The sequence below is a fragment of the Terriglobia bacterium genome, from assembly GCA_035712365.1.
Lineage (GTDB): Bacteria > Acidobacteriota > Terriglobia > UBA7540 > UBA7540 > SCRD01.
Genome location: DASTAW010000041.1, coordinates 20192 through 35160, shown reverse-complemented (window position 1 = coordinate 35160; position 14969 = coordinate 20192). Strand labels below are relative to the sequence as shown.

The window sequence follows — 14969 nt, the reverse complement described above, 5'->3', positions numbered from 1 at the left end:
AGGACCGCGGCTGGGCTTGGGGCCCCGTTCCCTTCGTTGACTTGTGTGGCCGACGGCAATTTATTCTGGACGCGGCCCTCTCCGCGTGTTTGAATGGACAGGTTCGGCCGCAGATGTTCAAACGAAATTGAATTCACCGGTTGAAGACAATCTTTAGCTTCATACCGACCCGTGCGAAAGCCGACTGAACGGAAATTTTCCACAGCCATTCCAGAAGGGAGTTGATGGCATGTTTCAGAACTTTCCTGGCCGGCAGGCCTTCAAGTGGCTGGCCGTGATCGCAATCATTTTACCCGTGGGCCGCGCGCTCAGCGCACAGAGTAAGCCGGCAGTTGGTTCGCAGAATGTTTCCATTGCCGACCCGGCTCTCCCGGCGCCGTCCACAAAGCCGTGCGTGGTGCAGTTATTTCCCAAAGAAGATTTCGGCCCGGCCGGCGAGAACACGCGTATGGATTCCGTGCCACACACGTTCAGCTATGAGCCACCCGCCAACTGCAAAGGGCCGTGGGCCAAAGTGGTGCTCCAGGCCGATTTCTCCGTCGATCCGGGCCATCAGTACGACCGCACCGCGTCCATCTGGCTCGGCGGTGTCAGCATCTACTTCGGCACCACGCAAGAACCTTCGCCCGAACTTGGCCCCCACTGGCAAGTGGAGCGAGACCTCACGGATTATTCCAGCCTGCTACGCTCGCCCGGCAAGGGGGCGGCGCTTATCAACAACTGGGTGGACACACAACGGGCCAGCGTGATCCATGCGAGCGCGCGGATCCATTTCTACCCTGCCGACGCCGATCATCCCGCGCCCCGCACGCCCGATGCCGTCTATGCGCTGAACGCAACCAATGAACCAGCCAACCTGCAAACTGGCAACGACCAGCTTGCGCGCAAGATCACTTTTCCGCGCAACACCGAGCGCGTCTACCTGGACGAGTTCGCGCAAAGCCAGTTCCACGACGAGTTCTGGTACACCTGCCTGCCCGACAAATACATCCAGCAAACCATGGCCTTCGCCATGCGGCGCGGATACAAGGGTGCGCCCAGGCGTCCGCGCGCCTGCAGCGGCGGAAGCTACCGCGAAGTGGAAGTGCTGGTGGACGGGCAGCCGGCGGGACTGGCTCCCGTCTTCCCGTGGGTTTACACCGGCGGGATCGATCCCTACCTGTGGCGGCCTACCCCAGGCGTGCAGACCCTGAACTTTATCCCCTACCGGCTTGACCTCGCTCCATTCGCGGGCCTGATGAGTGACGGGGCCGAGCATTCGGTTGCGGTGCGTGTGCTGGGCTCAAACCACTATTTCTCGGTGGGCGCAGCGTTGCTGGTCTATCGCAATGCGAAGGCCGGGCACACCGGCGGCGCCGTTACTCGCAACACACTGAAGGGCGCCTCGCTTGAGCCTCGTGTCACCAGCTCACTCGGTCCCGACCCCAGCAAGGTGAACGGAAACGTGCTGACAAGCGCCGACCAGAGCTACCTGATCGAAGGTTACGTGAACACGCCCGCGGGGCGCGTCGATACGCGCGTGGAGCAGCACCTCGCTTTCAACAACAACCAGAAATTCTCCACTGCCGAGGCGCAGGCCACGCGCCACTTGACGGAGCAATCGGGTCGCGTCTCGGGCTCGAGCACCAGCACTATCGGAGGTTCCACCGGACGGGCCGTCACGCGGTCCCTCGATTACTCGCTTACGTCCAACATGCTTCGCCGTTCCAATTCCGACCGCAGCCGCAGCCAGACGGTCCATCTGCACCAGGTTTACAACAAGCACATCGAGCAGCGCGAGGCCGGGCTTCCGCCCTACACCGCGGGCGTGAACAATGTACGCGATGCGACGGATGAGGTGAACTTCAACTTCAACGCGGGGCACGTGGGACTCTCCGGCAATCGAAATCAGACCAGCACACAGACATTTGCCTTCAGTGACTCGCTGGGCGATTGCTACAAGGCGGAACTGGAAGCGCAGGGAGGCAAGGTCAGCAGCTTTACCGAAGGCAAGGGTTGCAATGGGAAGCCGATGCACTGGTTCGTGCGTCCAACCGGAGCTCCCAACAGCTTCGGTTGGCGCAAAAATGTGAAGCACTGACCTCGGCAGAATGCCTGTGACGATGACGAATGCTCCTTTACTTCGGCAGGGTTTCATGTTACCAGTGGCTCTAGCCGGTCGCTGAAAAAGGCAACCCGTCATGCTGATCCCGCGAAGCGGGAGAAGCATCTGCTGTATCTTGCTCGAAATGAAAAGGCAGGTCCTTCGCGGAGTTTATCGTGAGACCCTTCTCCAGCATCGCGGGACCAGGGCCGTTCGCAAGAGGAGGACGAACGGGACCAGGATGACTTGGCACAGGGAGTTTTTCAGCAAACTGCTACTGGAGGCATCGAATGAGGCTGATTTTTTCACGATGGATTCCCGTCTTTTCGATTCTGCTATTGCCCAGTTTCGCTATTGCCCAGTATGGATATGTCCCGGAATGCCAGCAGGCTGTGGCCAACCAACTGAATATTTCTCAGTTGGACGTGGCTGCACAACTTGGCCCTTTCACGGCCAACCAAAATCGCATTGTGAACTGGAGCGCGCGGCGCGGGCGCGACAGCAACGGCTACTGTGAGTTCAACACTGCCACCGGCGAGCTCGTCCGCGCTGTGTCGGGGCAATATAACGAGACTTCCGGCAATCGGTCCCGCTTCGGAATGGGCGCGGGAAATCGCGGCCGATGGAACCAGCGTCCGGCGGTGGATTATCCGAGTGTCAACGTTGACACCTCCGGACGTGGTGACTTCAACGGTGCGGGCAGCTCAGTTCGGATCACCCGCGGCTGGGTGAACACAGAAGACCAGCAGGTCACCGTAGCGCTGAGCGGCGAACATGATTTCAAGATCAACTTCTACGGCCTCGTGACGCAGCAGGCCGGAGACCGTGAATACGTGATGCAGATCGACCGTTCAGACCGCGGGCCAGCAAGCGGGAGGGCTACTTTCAGGCTGAATCCTGACCGGAATGAAGTTGAATACATCAGCGTGGACGGCCGCCTGAACGGCCAGAGCATTAACGGCAACTTCAGGCGCTGATTTGATGCGAGCGAACTTCCCCGCCAGCCGATTTTGCAGGGGCCCCTTGCCGCGAGGCTTGGCCTGTTCCCTGCGGCAACCGGCCCATCCCGCACGGCGGCCCGCTCGGACGATGTGAGGCTGCGGCGCGCGATTATTTGCCGCCAGCAATCTCATTCTGCCGCCTGCACCTGCTGCGCGGAGCAACCGCTTCCCGGCGCCATCCTCTACATCACCTGCGCTGAAGGCCCCGCCGCAGGCCGGGGTAGAGTTCACCCAGGGAATAAACAAACCCCATGAAAAAGCGTTTGCGAAACGGGGCGTTGGGCGTCACTGCCGTATCCATCCCTGCATCTACAACCAGGCGGGGCGTCAGACTATAAGTCAGCGCCCACAGTGTCGAAGTGTACCCGGGGACGGAACGACTCAAGCGCGTGTCACCGTAGACTTCCCCTGTTAATGCCAGATGTCTCCATAGCGGGTGGGAAAAAGAAAGATCGATCTCAGCAGCGGTATCACGCCCGCCGCCTGCCGGGCGCCCTATGACCAGCGCGCTGGCGTTGAAGTCGAAGTGCGTGGACCCGAAGTCCTTGCTGGCGAGAAACTTGATCTGTTGGTCCACCCGGCCCGTCCCGAGGCCCTGAGCGGCGCTGGCGCTGGGAATCTTCACCATGTAGCTCGCTGCCATTGAAGGCGCCCTGTGGCTCTGGTGATGGAAACGATACTGCGCGCCGATCCAATTATCGCCGAAACCAGTATTGCCGCCCTGGCTGACCACGGTGTCCGGGCTCCAGCGGATTTCGAGATCGCAGAGGGCCGAGAATTTCAATAGAGCGCCAAAATCGTCTCCATGCGTTTGCTGGCCCAGCCACGAGTGGTTCCAACCGTACTCGATTTCCAGCACGCCATACTCGGTGATGTCGGCAGGGTCGGCCACCGTGGGCCGGTCGGGGTTGGCACGAATTTCTCCCCGCGGCGCGCTTGCGCATTGAGCGGCGAGGCCCGCGGGCGCCAGGAGGCATAGCAGCAGGACGGCGCAGCTTGGACTGAAGCTCATGCTTACTCTCATCATTATTAAGCGGGTGATCGCACAGAGCGAGACCCCATTGCTGCATGAATCGAAAGGTGCGTCCTGGCATTGCATTCGCGGGATCAGTAACCAAGCGCATCGACTGCGGCGATCCACTGGTTCCTGCCGATCTGGTGGGCGTCAACATGGTGCATCGACTCGGCGTTCCACCCATGCCCAGAGGCTTTCACCACAGGAGTTTCAACCATCTGCTCCGCGTACGTTGTCGTGCTGATGTCGGTAACTTCGAAAGCGCGCACCTGGTATCCGTAGACCGGCAAACAATCCATCCCCAGGCGATAGAGTTTTCCATTCAGGATGAACGGCCTGCCGGCAGGCCGCGCGGTATGCAGGTCGTTCTTGATCAGAGGGCTCATGGGGTGCTCGGTCCATGGTCCCCTGAAGTCCCGCGCATAAAAGAGGCGAAGCGAGGCGTTTCCCGGCACGCCGGTGAACATCCACCACATGTTCTTGTACCGTACCAGCGTCGGGGAGATGAAATGGTCGCCCGTCAGCAGGTTTTTTTGATACTCCCACTTGTCGGGAAACGCCGTCGCCTTGTATAGACGGACGAACGTCTGGGTGTAGGATTCCACAACCATGTAGTAGTCATTCCGCCACTTGAATACGTCCGGATAAGCCAGCGTATACGGCTCCTTGATGACGAGATGCTTGTAGTGCCACACCCGGCCATTGTCGCTTTCTCCCAGTCCTATGCCGCTTTCTTCCGTCTTCAAATACTTCGTGGTGAAGAACATGTAGTAGTGCGAGCCCTCGATCACAATGAAGGGATGCGCAAGAGTATCGGCATTCTTCAGATCATGCACGTGGTCTGCTGTCAGCACCGGATCGTCCGTTTTCGGCTGCGGTGACAGCCGCAGCGGGGAAGGTCCCGCATAAATGCCGATTGCCCAGTGGCTTTCGGCCTTGCATGGATTATCTGCGGAAGATTGTTGAGCGTGGCCGGTCATCAGTAGGGCGAAGGTGCAGGTGGCGATGCCAACATTCAGCAGCGAACTGCGCTTCATGATGGTCCTCCTCACGACCCGGGATTCCTCGGTCAAAAGTCGGCACTAACCGGCGCCCGCCGGGCGAGGCGTGTGCAACCTGATCGGCAGCACCCTGAACATTGATGACCGCCTCATGCTTCATACCAGTCGTCCATATTGGAGCGGAAGACGATCCACTTCCTGTCGGTTTGGCGATGAATTCCGGTTACGAGGTCCTCGGTTCGTCAGGAAACGCCCCGAGCCATGGGAGCGCCGCTTCCCTCTAATTTCGGCCGCTCGGCGACGGCAACCAGGTGGGCGCTGGCCCCTCGGATGGAGGGCTCCTGCTCAACCTTCGCCAGGAACTCCATGAGGGTCTTGCGCTGGACTTCATCTTTCCAGGTCTTGTTGAACCGGGCCGCGCTCCAAACAGGACCTTCGACGGCGAGCACCCTTGTGTTTTGGAAGCCAGCTTCAGCGACCTCCGCAGCCAGTTCCTCGGGGCGATGAAAGTACGAGGTCGTGAAATAGGCAGAATTGCCTGTCGGGTTGCGATGCTGGCCGGAGGCAAGGTCTGTGACGACGATCTTTCGGAAATCGGGGTCCTGCAAAAAGCCCTCCACGTATCCGTCGATCAGAGAGGCGAAGCGAGAGACTGCGGCGGCGAACATGACTCCGCCAGGCTTGAGGATGCGGAAAGCTTCGCGAAGGGCCTCATGCCGCTCCGCTGTGTCAATCAGATGATAGATTGGCCCAAAGAGGAGGACCGCGTCGGCCGAGAGAGAAGTTGCTCCCAGCAGCAGGGCATCGCCCAAAGTGATCGATGCCAGCGACAAGCCTGAGGCTGAAGCGCGCGCCTGCGCCTGTTTCAAGTGCAGCTCCACGGGATCGACCAGGTGGACGGTGTATCCCCGTTCCGCCAGGGGAAACGCATAGACTCCAGCGGCGCCCCCGACGTCGTAAATTACGGCAGGTGGCGGAGGCAAGTGCGCCGTCAGGATCGCTTCGGTGCGAAGGCGTTCCAGCTCGCCAACTCCCGACGACAGGCGCTCCGACTCCTGCACTTCTAAATAATGGTCCTCGATCTCTTTGCGAATCAGGCTCATTTCATAATCCCGCAGGCCACGCGTGTGGCTCCACCGGCCGGCGTGTTGCATTATAACGCCTGCCGCCTCAAGCAGCTACTACCGGCTCGCCAGCATCGGCGGGAGGCTCGATGAACGCGCCGCGATAAAACGATCCAGTTGTTCCTTTGAACTGTTGCCTTCCATGGGTCCGCGCTTGAGCACGGCCACAGCCCCGGCGGCATTGGCGCGAACGAGCGCCTGCTGAACGGGCAGGCCGCGCACGAGGCCGGCGAGAAACGTGCCGCAGAAGCAGTCGCCGGCGCCCGTTGGGTCGACTTCGGTCACCTCGAAAGCGCGCGCTTCAATGCGCTGCTTGCGGCTGACATACAGGCTTCCTGCGGCGCCGCGCTTCAGGACCACCGCTTCCAGCGACGGCCGATCGAGCATCTGGCGGATGAGATCCTCGCTTGCGAGATTCGGATGAAAGAATCGCAAATCAGCTTCACTGGGCAGAAACAGGTCGCAGGTTTCCAGCGTCTGCCGAAGCGCCTGCTGCGCCTCGGGCGGGCCGGTCAGCTCCGGGCGGATGTTTGGATCAAAGCTGATCTTGCACCCATGCCGCCGGGCCTCCCCGGTGGCTGCCCGGGCCGCGCGTATGGCGCCAGCATTGTAAAGGGATGATCCCATAATGTGAAGCCAGCGGCAGCCTTCGAACAACGGAGGGTGGATGCCGCTCGCGTCCAGCAGCCCAGCGGCGCTCTGCTCAATGTTGAAAACAAACTGCCGCTCGCCGTCGGCTCGATAAGCGACGAAGGCGGTGCCGGTGGGCCGGTCCGCGCTGCGCGCAACGCAGGTGAGGGAAACGCCGTCTGCTGCCAGGCGACGCAGGATGGCCTCGCCGAAAACGTCCTGGCCCACGCAGCCGGCGATGGCGGCCGATGCGCCTTGCAGGGCGGCCTGATCTGCAAAGATGGCCGGAGCGCCGCTGGCGAACGGGCCCTCAAACGTTCCAGGCGAATCGAATGTCTGCCCCGTTCGCGTTGCGACAAACTCGATCAGCAATTCTCCGAAGGTAACGATTTCCGCCATTTGGCTTGCCCCAGGTCAGGACCTTACAGGCCCGGGTAAAACTTCCGCTTTCTGAGGCGCGCGGACAGTCCAGATTGCAGGTCCTGCAATGTCGCGCCCCTGCTACTCTTGCCGTGGCCCGCCGTTTTCGGCGAAATCAAGCGTCTGCTGGCCGGGATGGCGGCCCACTGAGTGCATCGCCTTGCCCAGCCATCCCTCGCCGGTCCAGCTTGACGTTCCAAGGCGGATTGGAGCCAAAGCCATAGCGGCTAGTTTACCACCGCAACTGGCGATCTTATGCCGGCCCTGTCTCCGGCCTTCCCACGTTGCCGTCTCACAGCTCAAGCCGGGCGCCGGGCTTCGGCTGCCACCCAAGCGCCGGTCGCTGCGCCGCGGGAATTCAGGGCGGGCCTGGAGGTTTCAATCAGGTGATAACCTCACCGAATTCAGGCATTGGAGGGTGCGTCTATCCCGTACCCTCTGGATTGCATTGCCGGGCGCAAAGATTACTATCGAACATACCGGGGGAAGAGGGTTGCTCCACCGGGAGACCATCGCAGGCCTCCCCGGGTGGTTCTCTGATGTGGACTGTTTCGTCCTCGCAGCAGGAGGGGAAAATGGCGATCCGGCTGGAAAAATCAGGCGGTTTGATCCTTATTCATGGGGCTCCGGACCCGCTGTCCAAAAAGAAGTGGTGGGACAAAAAACCGCGCGGCCTCGGTCTGTGGATCGTGCTGGCGCTATTCATTGCAGGCGCCGTATTCGCTGCATCGGTCGAGTCTGGATGGCCGACGGTTGCGGAGGCAGTGAAGGGTTTTCTAACGCCAGGGAGATGATCCCGCCATTGCCGGGCGGAAACTCGTGCTGAGTTTCTGTCGCGCCAGCTTTCGCAAGGGCGCTTCAACGGCGAGCATTCGACCGTAGAATCGTCGGACCGTCGCCCGCATGTGAGCACCTTTTCATTAAAACCAGAACTGCGGCCCGGGATCTCGCTGGTGCATGTCGCCGCTGTCACGTTGCATTGGCTCGAATTTCACTCGCACAGGACCACAATTTTATCCGAACGTACGAAGCGGGCGGTGCGCTATCTTTCAGGCCTGCGAAAGATGACGCAGTAGTTGTCATTGGGCCAGTCGGCGGGCTGGGAAACGAGCTCGAACCCCGCGGCAGTCAGTTCCTGGATGAGGACTTTTTTCGGTATGCCATGCCCGCCACGGTTGGCGGGGACGCCTTCCACCGGCGGCAGCCCGGTGCGCGGAGGAAAGTCGATCACGGCCAGCATTCCGCCGGGCTTGAGCGATTGGAACAGACTGGCGTCCATCTGTTGCGGCTCGGTAAAGTGGTGATACACGCGCCGCATGTAAATTGAGTCGCAGCACTCAGGAGGCAGGTTGGTTCCTGACTGCGAGCCTTCAAGCACCGTGATATTGTGGTCCCTCTCTCCGGCCGCCAATTCCTTCAGGTGCGCCAGCTTCTCTTTGCTCAACTCGTTCGAGTAAACATGCCCGGCAGGTCCCACGCGCGCCGCCGCGTCGAGGGTCATCTCGCCCGCGCCGGCGCCAATTTCCGCCACCACGCTGCCTGCATGCCAGTTGAGCAGTTGGGCCAGGCGGCCAGACTCCTCCTTGTAGTCCTGCCCGCAGACAGGGAGGGCAATGGCTGAAAGCAACAGGGCAATCAGCAGCAGATGCCGTCTGGTTTTCATGAGAACCTCAGCGGGTGGGATTATACCTTTTCGAGGGTTTGGCAACCATGGCAATTTGTAAAGTCACCGAGATTCCAGGCCGTTGACTTCAACTGGGTCAGTGTGGTATCGCTCGATGGATTTCAGGGCTGTCTCAGGGAAAACGTGTATCAGGGGAGTTCGCCGCGCACGGCAGATTAGTTGCGGGAAAAGCGGCAAGTATAAGGAAGCGGGATTGATGCGATTCTTCAGCCGTTTTGCCCATTGAGTTGGTAAGTCGCGGGCCGGATTTACCTCGATCACTCTCACATGTTTCGATAATCATCAGCAACTCTACTGCCTCGCTCGCTTGCGTTGCTGTGGTCGAGGGTCTATAATTTATTAGAGAGCGGTTGCGGTGGGCGTAAGCCCACTTTTTTGTTGGGAGGCAGGGTTGCCCGTTGGCTGGCCGCCGGCCTCTCAACTTACGGCGAATCCACCCGCACCTTACGAATGATCGTTGATCTGGAAAAGATCGAAGCCATCGCCGAGCGCGTGGCCGCCAGCGAGGGCTTGACGCTCATTGATGTGGAGCTCAAAGGGGGAAGGTCGAACCCGCTGTTGCGGGTCTACATTGACAAGCCTGGCGGAGTTAGCCACGGGGATTGCGCTCTGGTCAGCGAGCAGTTGAGTGCTATCCTTGATGTTGAAGACCCATTCCCGAGTAGTTACCTGCTCGAGGTGTCGTCGCCCGGGCTGGATCGCCAGTTGGTGAAGCCGCGCGAGTACCGTTACTTCGCGGGGCGCCGGGCACGGATCGTGCTCCGCGAACCGCTTGAGGAGAAAAAGGTTTTTGAAGGCAGGCTGGTGGGATTCAGTGATGGCCGAGTTCAGTTGGGCCTCGACGGCGATCAGGTTGCGGAATTTGAGCTTTCAAACATTTCGAAAGCCAGGCTGCTTCCTGAGCTGTAGCCGGGGAATGAGTTGTCTCGGCGGTTCGGTTGTGCTCTGGCCAGGCCTTGAGCCGGTGAGGAGCAGGCAAGCTGGAGGATAATTGTGACGACCAGTCTTCTCTTTCAAACCATTGACCAGTTGAGCCGGGAGAAGGGCATCGACCCCGAGATCGTAGTCGCCGCGGTCGAGGACGCCATCCTGGTGGCGACCCGCAAGTATTACAAAACCGTTGAAGACCTGGAGTCGCACTTTAACAAAGAGACCGGCCACGTGGAAGTGTGCGCGGTTAAGAAGGTTGTGGATCAGGTTGCCGACCCGGACCATGAAATTTCGCTCACAGAAGCTCTCAAACTGAATCCCGAGATAACCGTCGAGTCCCAGGTGAAAATTCCAAAGGCCACTGACGTGCTGGGCCGCATCGCAGCACAGACGGCCAAGCAGGTTATATTCCAGAAGGTACGCGAGGCTGAGCGGGACACGGTCTACGCGGAATACAGCCAGAGGATCGGCGAGCTCATCAACTGCACGGTCAAACGCATGGAAGGTCCCGACGTCATCCTGGACCTGGGGCGGACCGAAGCCCGCATGCCCCGGCGCGAGCAGTCGAAGCTGGAGACCTACCAGATCGGCGACCGCGTGCGCGCAGTGATCACTCTGGTGGACAGGGCCGCGCGCGGGCCGCAGGTGATCGCTTCCCGGGCTGATTCCAATCTGGTGCGGAAACTCTTTGAAATGGAAGTGCCGGAAATCTACGACAGCACGGTTGTGATCAAGGCCATTGCCCGCGAATCGGGCGAACGGACCAAGGTGGCCGTGTACTCGCGTGATCCGGACGTGGACTGCGTGGGCGCCTGCGTTGGAATGAAGGGTATGCGAGTGCAATCGGTGATTCGCGAGCTGCGCGGAGAAAAGATCGACATCATCGAATACAACGAAGATCCGGTAGCCTTTGCCGCAAACGCGCTGAGCCCTGCCAAGATCAATCACGTTTCGATCGTGGACCTCGAGCAGAAGCATCTGGAAGTTATTGTTGACGATTCGCAGCTTTCACTGGCCATTGGCAAAAAAGGGCAAAACGTTCGTCTGGCCGCCAAGCTGCTGGGTTGGCAGATCGACATCAAGAGCGAAGAAGAAAAGCGGCAGGAGATTGAGTCGCAGATGGCCGCCATGGCCCTGCGCGGCGCCCCCATTGCAAATCTGGAAGGCTTGGGCGAGAAGACGCTGGAAAGGCTTCGCGCGGCCAGCATCGAGACGGTTGAGCAACTGGCTCAGATGACCCCTGAAGACTTGATGCAGATTCAGGGTATCGGCGACAAGACGATTGAGCGAATCCGGCGCGTCGTTACCGACTACTTTGAAAAGGGCCAGCAGGCGATTGAGCAGGCTGCCATGGAGGAAGAAGAAGCGGTCCCGGAACTACTGACGACTCCCGAAACCGTAGAGACAGCTCCTGAAACCTTTGAGCAGGCTGCTGCGGCAGCCGAACCGGCGGAAGAAGCCGTGGAATCCACCGAGGCGGAGGAAGCTGGCCAAGTGACTTCGGCCGAGACTGTTGAAGAAACGGGCGAGTCTGCGGCCAGGGCCGAAACCCCCGAAGAAGAAACGCCGGAGTACGACGAGTCTGCCGATGGAGGAAAAGTCCAGGAAACGAAGGAAGACGAAGAACGAGGTTGACATCGTGGCCGGTCATGCTTCGGGTGGGCGCCAAAGTCGCGTCCCCCGGGGCTTAACGGCGTAGAGTTTCTCGGAAAGAGGTGAAATGGGCAGTATCCGAGTCAATGAGCTGGCAAGGGAACTGGAAGTGAAGAGCCGGGCTATCCTTGACAGTCTCCCAAAGGTCGGCATCACCGAAAAGAAGTCGCACTCCAGTGCGCTCGAGGATGACACGGCGGAGAAGGTGCGTGCGTACTTCCGGGGCGGTGAAGTGCCCGCTAAGGCGACCGCTCCGAAAGAAGAAAGGTCTGCCCCAGCTAACGAAGAGCCGGCTCCAGTAGACGCCAACGCCTCTGCGCCCGCCGCTGCTGAAGAGCTTCCGAAGCATGTTGAACCACCCGTTTCCCGCCAGTCATTTACCAAGTCGATTGCAGAAATCAAGGCCGCCGCGCGGAAAACGGTAGCGCCCCGCCCGGCTGCTCGCCCCTCGGCTGAACAAGCGGCGCCGGCCGAACCCACGGCGCCGCCAGAACGCACGGCACCGTCTGCTGTTGCACCTGGATCGCCTGTTCAAGGCGTTCCTGCCCGGGCGGGAGTTGCCAGGCCGGCTGCGAAAATTTCTGAGCCTCCCGTTCAAAAGGCCAGACCTTTGACTCCGCTGGCGGTCAAAATTCCTGCTAGACCGCCGGAGGCGGCTCCGGCCGCTCCCGAAGCCAGATCTGCCAAGACGGCCCGGCCTGCGCAGTTACCGGCCTCCAAACAGCCCATCTATCCCACTGCCGGACTGCCGAAGGCTGTGCCCACCCGCACCCACGGCTTGCGCCGGCCCGGCGAGCCTCGCCCGATGCACCCGACCGCCCGGCCCGCACCTGGCGCCGCGACCACCGTGAGATCTGTCGGGCGGAAGAAGATCGTGGTGCCGAAAATGGAACGGCACTCAACCGCTCCGCCCCCGTCTGCGGCGCCCGAAGAGATCCAGATTACCCGCACCATCACCATCACGGAAGGGGTAAGCATCAAGGAACTCTCTGAGAAGCTGGAAGTCCGCGCCAGGGATGTTTTGAAGAGGCTGCTGGAAAAAGGGATCTTCGCCACAATCAACCAGACGCTCGACAGCGAAACGGCCACCGAGATTGCCCGGAACTTTGGCGCGGAAGTCAAAGTCATCAGCTTTGAAGAAGAAGTCTTTCGCGAAAATGAGGAAGAAGACCGGAAGGAAGACCTGTTGCCGCGGGCGCCGGTTGTCACTGTGATGGGGCACGTCGATCACGGCAAGACCTCGCTGCTGGACGCGATCCGCGAGACGAAAGTTGCTTCCGGTGAAGCGGGAGGGATTACGCAGCACATCGGCGCCTACCAGGTTGAGACGCAGGGCCGCAAGGTCGTTTTCCTCGACACGCCGGGCCACGAAGCCTTCACCCTGATGCGCGCCCGCGGAGCCAAGGTGACAGACATTGTGGTGCTGGTGGTTGCCGCCGATGACGGCGTGATGCCCCAGACTCTGGAAGCCATCAACCACGCCCGTGCCGCCCAGGTCCCCATTGTGGTGGCCATCAACAAGATTGATAAACCGGAAGCCATGCCGGACCGGGTCAAGAAACAACTGGCTGACCGCGGCCTTAGCCCGGAGGATTGGGGTGGAGACACCGTAACGGTGGAAGTTTCTGCAAAGCAGCGGAAGAACCTGGAACTTTTGCTCGAGATGATTCTGCTGGTGGCCGATATGCAGGCGCTGAAGGCCAATCCCGCCCGTCTTGCTTCCGGCACAGTTCTTGAAGCCAAGCTGGATAAGGGCCGGGGCCCGGTGGCGACGGTGATTGTCCAGAACGGGACGCTGCGCGTCGCTGATTCGTTTATCGTAGGCGCCATTTACGGAAAGATCCGCGCCATGTTCAATGATCGTGGACAGCCGGTGATAGAAGCGCCCCCGAGCACACCCGTGGAAATTCTGGGTCTGGAAGATGTTCCCCAGGCCGGCGACCGTCTGCAGTCCATTGAGGATACGGCGAAAGCCCGCCAGATCTCCACGCACCGGCAGACGAAGCTTCGCGAAGCTGCGCTGGCGAAGAGCGCGCGGCTTACCCTTGAGCAGTTGCACGAGCAGATGGCGGCGGGCGAAGTGAAGGAACTGGCGCTGATCATCAAGGCCGACGTTCAGGGGTCGGTGGAAGTTCTCGCCGATACGCTGAGCAAGCTGGGCAATGACAGAGTCAAGTCCAAGGTCATCCATGCGGGAGTCGGAGCCATCACAGAAACGGACGTCCTGCTGGCCTCGGCCTCGAACGCCGTGATCGTCGGGTTCAATGTGCGGCCCGAGCGTAAGGCCAATGACCTGGCGCAGCTTGAGAATGTAGATATTCGCCTGCACACGGTGATTTACGAAGTCGTGGAAGAAATCAAGAAGGCCATGTCCGGGCTTCTCTCGGCCGTGTTCAAAGAGGTCACGCAGGGCCGGGCGGAGGTGCGCGACACTTTTCGCATCTCCAAAGTTGGGACGATTGCCGGGTGTTACGTTCAGGAAGGGAAGGTCACGCGGGAGTCCCGCGTCCGGGTGCTGCGGGACAACGTGGTGGTCCACGAAGGCCGTGTTCGGTCTGTCCGGCGCTATAAGGAAGACGTCCCTGAAGTGAGGTTCGGCACGGAATGCGGTATTTCGGTCGAGAACTTTAACGACATCAAAGTCGGGGACGTGCTGGAAGCGTACACGGTCGAGCGCGTGATGGAGCCCGCCATAGCCTGACGAGGTGACCGGCCAGAATGCCAGTCGGCCTTCTTACCCTCGAAATCCATCTGCCGTATTCGCACTCACTCAAGGAGAAACGTGCAGTCCTGCGCAAAGTCCGCGACCGCCTCCGCTCCAGGTTCAATGTTGCGGTGGCGGAACTGGACCATCGTGACGTTTGGCAGGTTGCGACGCTCGGTGTTGTTTCCATTTCTGATAGCCAACAGCTTTTGGATGCAGTTTTTCGGGACGTCGTCCACGAGTCTGAGCGAATTCTGGGAGATGATGTCCGCCATGACATCGAATTCTTTTAGGAGTGGCCGCCTGCAAACGGGTTTGTGCAAGGCTTTGCCATGACGGTTCCCGGACGACGCCAGACGAGACTGCAGGACCAGATTCGCGAAGAACTGACCGAGATGATTGAGCTGGAATTGAAGGACCCCCGGATAGGCTTCACCAACGTCACGCATGTTGATTTGCGGCCGGATTTGCGGACTGCTCACATCTGGGTTTCCGTCAAGGGTGAAACGGGAGTTCAGGTAGGGACGCTGGATGGGCTTCGCTCAGCCACCGGGTACCTTCGGCATGAACTCGGCCTGAGATTGAGGCTGCGGCGTGTTCCGGAACTCATTTTTGCGCTTGACCACAGCGCCGAGGACATGCTCAGGATTGAATCCCTGCTCGCCCAGGCCAACAAGAACCGATAAGCATCGAGAAGCCGCCAAGCGGAGGACCGGCATACCAC

The 14969-nt window shown here is 60.1% G+C and carries 14 protein-coding genes; 8 read left to right on the top strand and 6 right to left on the bottom strand.

The genetic code is table 11. The features are described 5' to 3' along the window. The first annotated feature begins 229 nt into the window (after positions 1 to 229). Entirely contained in the window at positions 230 to 2080 is a 1851-nt protein-coding gene (locus VFQ24_12995) for a peptide-N4-asparagine amidase (protein ID HET9179267.1), read from the top strand. 293 nt (positions 2081 to 2373) lie between these two features. Beyond that, complete coding sequence (locus VFQ24_12990) at positions 2374 to 3060, top strand: hypothetical protein (GenBank protein HET9179266.1); 687 nt, start codon at positions 2374 to 2376, stop codon at positions 3058 to 3060. A gap of 211 nt (positions 3061 to 3271) precedes the next feature. Here VFQ24_12990 and VFQ24_12985 read toward each other — a convergent pair whose 3' ends face one another. From VFQ24_12985 to VFQ24_12965, 5 genes are all read right to left on the bottom strand, one after another. Next, positions 3272 to 4096, bottom strand: coding sequence for a transporter (locus VFQ24_12985; protein ID HET9179265.1), 825 nt, complete (start codon positions 4094 to 4096; stop codon positions 3272 to 3274). Between the two features lie 95 nt (positions 4097 to 4191). After that, complete coding sequence (locus VFQ24_12980; GenBank protein HET9179264.1) at positions 4192 to 5136, bottom strand: hypothetical protein; 945 nt, start codon at positions 5134 to 5136, stop codon at positions 4192 to 4194. A 206-nt stretch (positions 5137 to 5342) separates the two neighbouring features. Then, entirely contained in the window at positions 5343 to 6203 is an 861-nt protein-coding gene (locus VFQ24_12975; protein HET9179263.1) for a class I SAM-dependent methyltransferase, read from the bottom strand. Between the two features lie 78 nt (positions 6204 to 6281). Next, on the bottom strand, positions 6282 to 7253 hold the full coding sequence (locus VFQ24_12970; GenBank protein HET9179262.1) for a sugar kinase: 972 nt from the start codon (positions 7251 to 7253) through the stop codon (positions 6282 to 6284). A 102-nt stretch (positions 7254 to 7355) separates the two neighbouring features. Next, the gene (locus VFQ24_12965) at positions 7356 to 7496 is read right to left on the bottom strand and encodes a hypothetical protein (GenBank protein HET9179261.1); all 141 of its coding nucleotides are present in this window, start codon (positions 7494 to 7496) and stop codon (positions 7356 to 7358) included. Positions 7497 to 7849: 353 nt separating this feature from the next. Between VFQ24_12965 and VFQ24_12960 the strand changes: the two genes are divergently transcribed. Further along, the gene (locus VFQ24_12960) at positions 7850 to 8068 is read left to right on the top strand and encodes a hypothetical protein (GenBank protein ID HET9179260.1); all 219 of its coding nucleotides are present in this window, start codon (positions 7850 to 7852) and stop codon (positions 8066 to 8068) included. Between the two features lie 248 nt (positions 8069 to 8316). Here VFQ24_12960 and VFQ24_12955 read toward each other — a convergent pair whose 3' ends face one another. Next, complete coding sequence (locus VFQ24_12955) at positions 8317 to 8937, bottom strand: class I SAM-dependent methyltransferase (GenBank protein HET9179259.1); 621 nt, start codon at positions 8935 to 8937, stop codon at positions 8317 to 8319. Between the two features lie 396 nt (positions 8938 to 9333). Between VFQ24_12955 and rimP the strand changes: the two genes are divergently transcribed. From rimP to rbfA, 5 genes are all read left to right on the top strand, one after another. Next, entirely contained in the window at positions 9334 to 9867 is a 534-nt protein-coding gene (rimP, locus tag VFQ24_12950; GenBank protein HET9179258.1) for a ribosome maturation factor RimP, read from the top strand. An 84-nt stretch (positions 9868 to 9951) separates the two neighbouring features. Further along, positions 9952 to 11523, top strand: a complete 1572-nt coding sequence (gene nusA / locus VFQ24_12945; protein ID HET9179257.1) for a transcription termination factor NusA — start codon at positions 9952 to 9954, stop codon at positions 11521 to 11523. A gap of 85 nt (positions 11524 to 11608) precedes the next feature. Continuing rightward, a complete protein-coding gene (gene infB, locus VFQ24_12940; GenBank protein ID HET9179256.1) occupies positions 11609 to 14242 on the top strand; it encodes a translation initiation factor IF-2 in 2634 nt (877 codons plus the stop codon). Positions 14243 to 14259: 17 nt separating this feature from the next. Continuing rightward, entirely contained in the window at positions 14260 to 14538 is a 279-nt protein-coding gene (locus tag VFQ24_12935; protein HET9179255.1) for a DUF503 domain-containing protein, read from the top strand. A gap of 39 nt (positions 14539 to 14577) precedes the next feature. Continuing rightward, complete coding sequence (gene rbfA, locus VFQ24_12930) at positions 14578 to 14931, top strand: 30S ribosome-binding factor RbfA (GenBank protein ID HET9179254.1); 354 nt, start codon at positions 14578 to 14580, stop codon at positions 14929 to 14931. The last annotated feature ends 38 nt before the right edge of the window (positions 14932 to 14969 follow it).

Bases quoted from the DNA above. Each gene is read 5' to 3' on its own strand.
- VFQ24_12995 (HET9179267.1), top strand. From the start codon at position 230: ATGTTTCAGAACTTTCCTGGCCGGCAGGCCTTCAAGTGGCTGGCCGTG.
- VFQ24_12990 (HET9179266.1), top strand. From the start codon at position 2,374: ATGAGGCTGATTTTTTCACGATGGATTCCCGTCTTTTCGATTCTGCTA.
- VFQ24_12985 (HET9179265.1), bottom strand. From the start codon at position 4,096: ATGAGCTTCAGTCCAAGCTGCGCCGTCCTGCTGCTATGCCTCCTGGCG.
- VFQ24_12980 (HET9179264.1), bottom strand. From the start codon at position 5,136: ATGAAGCGCAGTTCGCTGCTGAATGTTGGCATCGCCACCTGCACCTTC.
- VFQ24_12975 (HET9179263.1), bottom strand. From the start codon at position 6,203: ATGAGCCTGATTCGCAAAGAGATCGAGGACCATTATTTAGAAGTGCAG.
- VFQ24_12970 (HET9179262.1), bottom strand. From the start codon at position 7,253: ATGGCGGAAATCGTTACCTTCGGAGAATTGCTGATCGAGTTTGTCGCA.
- VFQ24_12965 (HET9179261.1), bottom strand. From the start codon at position 7,496: ATGGCTTTGGCTCCAATCCGCCTTGGAACGTCAAGCTGGACCGGCGAG.
- VFQ24_12960 (HET9179260.1), top strand. From the start codon at position 7,850: ATGGCGATCCGGCTGGAAAAATCAGGCGGTTTGATCCTTATTCATGGG.
- VFQ24_12955 (HET9179259.1), bottom strand. From the start codon at position 8,937: ATGAAAACCAGACGGCATCTGCTGCTGATTGCCCTGTTGCTTTCAGCC.
- infB (HET9179256.1), top strand. From the start codon at position 11,609: ATGGGCAGTATCCGAGTCAATGAGCTGGCAAGGGAACTGGAAGTGAAG.
- VFQ24_12935 (HET9179255.1), top strand. From the start codon at position 14,260: ATGCCAGTCGGCCTTCTTACCCTCGAAATCCATCTGCCGTATTCGCAC.
- rbfA (HET9179254.1), top strand. From the start codon at position 14,578: ATGACGGTTCCCGGACGACGCCAGACGAGACTGCAGGACCAGATTCGC.